Origin of the sequence: Flavisolibacter nicotianae (genome assembly GCF_003628535.1) — a bacterium.
GTDB lineage: Bacteria > Bacteroidota > Bacteroidia > Chitinophagales > Chitinophagaceae > Flavisolibacter > Flavisolibacter nicotianae.
In genome coordinates this window covers 1-2,370 of the sequence record NZ_RBCI01000043.1, presented here as the reverse complement: position 1 = coordinate 2,370, position 2,370 = coordinate 1, and the positions used below count along the sequence as shown (strand labels likewise).

2 protein-coding genes are annotated in these 2,370 nt (G+C 44.4%); both read right to left on the bottom strand.

Going from position 1 to position 2,370, the window contains the following annotated elements:
- Window positions 1-253: 253 nt before the first annotated feature.
- Window positions 254-880 carry a hypothetical protein gene (locus tag D6024_RS26260; protein WP_121357790.1) on the bottom strand — a complete coding sequence of 209 codons (627 nt, stop codon included), beginning with the start codon at window positions 878-880 and terminating at the stop codon, window positions 254-256.
- A gap of 723 nt (window positions 881-1,603) precedes the next feature.
- Complete coding sequence (locus tag D6024_RS26255) at window positions 1,604-2,224, bottom strand: hypothetical protein (RefSeq protein WP_121357789.1); 621 nt, start codon at window positions 2,222-2,224, stop codon at window positions 1,604-1,606.
- Window positions 2,225-2,370: the final 146 nt, after the last annotated feature.

Below are 2,370 nucleotides of genomic sequence, written 5' to 3'. Positions count from 1 at the left end.
AAGTCATGAAATTTGTAATGCTTGTGTCTTTAACTGACTTGTTGAATTTCTGACTGAATGATGTGAAGAATGAAAAAATCAATATAATCGTTAGGAACGGTCTCATAAAAATTGCCTACAACGAACAGCGCTTTGTGAAGGTGGGGGAAATTGGAAAACGTCAACTTCTCTTTAGCGCTGCTGTTGATTATTGTTTTACTGTTGAAAATTAGCACGTCTGCCCCACTTTCACAAAGCGTCCTGTTAGCGGCGCCTATTCTGTGTGTAAACCCGCTCCTTTTGTTATCCCTATTTCAATGCCAGTCTTCGCGAAAAAACGCTTTAGTAAGTCGTATTTCTCATCACAAAACTCTCCAGTGTTTACCTTCTTTGAACTAACCCGGTGGCCACCGCATTCAAAACAAAGTACAATGAAGGCGAACGCCTTGCCACCTTTGTTAACGAATAGAATGGCGTTTCTTGGATTGTAACAGCCTGCCCCAGTCATGGTGAATATGCTTCCTCGAAAGCCGGTGTTGTATAGGATGTCAGTCAATGTATCTATTTGCCTTTCCTCCAATTGCCTTATTTCATCAAGTGCAGAAAAATCAATAGTGTCGTTTTTCATCGGGAGCCTATTACCACCAATTTCAATCATACCGTTACCATCTGGCTTGTTGTCAAAGGAGGCCACTATGATTTTAGCAGCACTGTTGAAAGGATAAAAAAGAAGCCTTTGTTTTGATGTATACCTATCCCTATGGACACAGGTATGATTTTTCTCTTCTTGCTGCAGTTGTTTTTGCGTCGGAAATTTCGGAGAAGGTGGCAATCGATGCTTTTGCCCTTTGGCGCAGTTCGTGAAAAATGCAACAAGCACAAAAAGAATAATCCTAGTCATTCGTCTTCATATTTAGGTGTACTTCTTTTCGCCGCTAACGGACGTGGAGGGCTTGGCGAAGTGCCGGACGTCCGTGGTTCGTCAGCTTGCCTAAAGATATACAGCCCGATTGAAATACCATCGATCCGTTCCTGTAGTTCTGCCGGCATTTTGCCAAGCCCATGTTCCCCGAAGTTGCCTTCCCCCAGCACGTCTGAGAGCAGTGGTGCAGCCGTGAATCATTTCGCCAAATGGCCGATTTACGAAGTGATTCACGGCTGTTTGGCCCGGCGAAGAACACATTCAGCTCCTTTGAGCTACCGGTTCCGGATAGCTGCGGGTGCTTTCATCTCACCCTTTCTACCTGGCCACACAAGCCCCTTGACAATGCAGAGAAAAACGGCTAACTTCAGCAGTCTGCCTGCTTCGCCTGCATAAGCCAGCTTTGCCGCCTCAGCCAGGCAGACCTGCTACAACCAAATACGCTGCTTTTTACTGCCCATGAAGAGGAAGGAAAGATAGCAGCTCACCGGAACCCCCGGGCCAATTCCCACTACTGCGGCTGCTGTAACAACTCTTGCGGGGGAAGGGAATTTTGGGGAACGGTTCGGGTATTTGCGATGCGGTGATATTTGAAATTCGTTAGCCCAGCAAACTTACCGAAGCCGAATAGCGATTAAATGTACAAAATCTGTTCGTCCGGCCACCGTATTGCAAATACCATGTTAGCACTCGTTTTTCCTCCTACCAAACTTTCCACCAAGGTTTTTTGTTCTCTGTTCCCTGTGTCTGTTGTTTGAATTGTTCAAGTTCAGTTTTCATCTCATCGCTAAATGCAAGTCGTTTTACAATGTATGTCCGGTCAGTCTTCCCTTCTAAGTCAATACCGAAATTGTAAGCAAGTTTGAGAATGTCGTCTGTGAAGGTTTCCTCGTTGATGCTTAAACCCTGTTCTTGCTCTAAAGGTTGATATAAGTTGTCAGTCACTTCTCCGCCAGAGACAAGAAAATTCCTTTTTATAGTGCCGTTGTATAGAGTGAACCCAAATGAATTTGAGGTTGTCTGTATAATAAAAGTTAGAATGTCTGTCTTGAATATTCTTGACAGTTCCAGCAAGGCAAATTCATCTTCCGTGTCCACCATTTCAGGGTCGTGTATTATTGTCCAGCCATTGTCCGACCATAACCCACGAAGTGCTGTTTGATTGTTTGAAAGTTCAAAGTAATTATCAAAAAGGAAATCGTTGAATTTTTGCCAGTTGTCAAATTGCTGGTCTTGATGGGTATCTCGGTATTTGAACGTCTCAAATATTTCACTGGCTTTGTTCAGATGATTTCCTCTAATGGCTATAAAACTCTGTGTCATGCAGTGGCTACAATAAAATGAGTGCTAGTCGGGTCACACCGGGGAGTTTCACCCCGATGTTCCCACAGAACCGTGCGTGAACCTCTCGATTCACACGGCTCTTCCTGTTCCGTCACAAATGTAGGGTATACATCCAGGATGTACCA

Excerpts from the sequence above, each read along its gene's own strand:
- D6024_RS26260 (WP_121357790.1), bottom strand. The coding sequence starts at position 880 with ATGACTAGGATTATTCTTTTTGTGCTTGTTGCATTTTTCACGAACTGC.
- D6024_RS26255 (WP_121357789.1), bottom strand. The coding sequence starts at position 2,224 with ATGACACAGAGTTTTATAGCCATTAGAGGAAATCATCTGAACAAAGCC.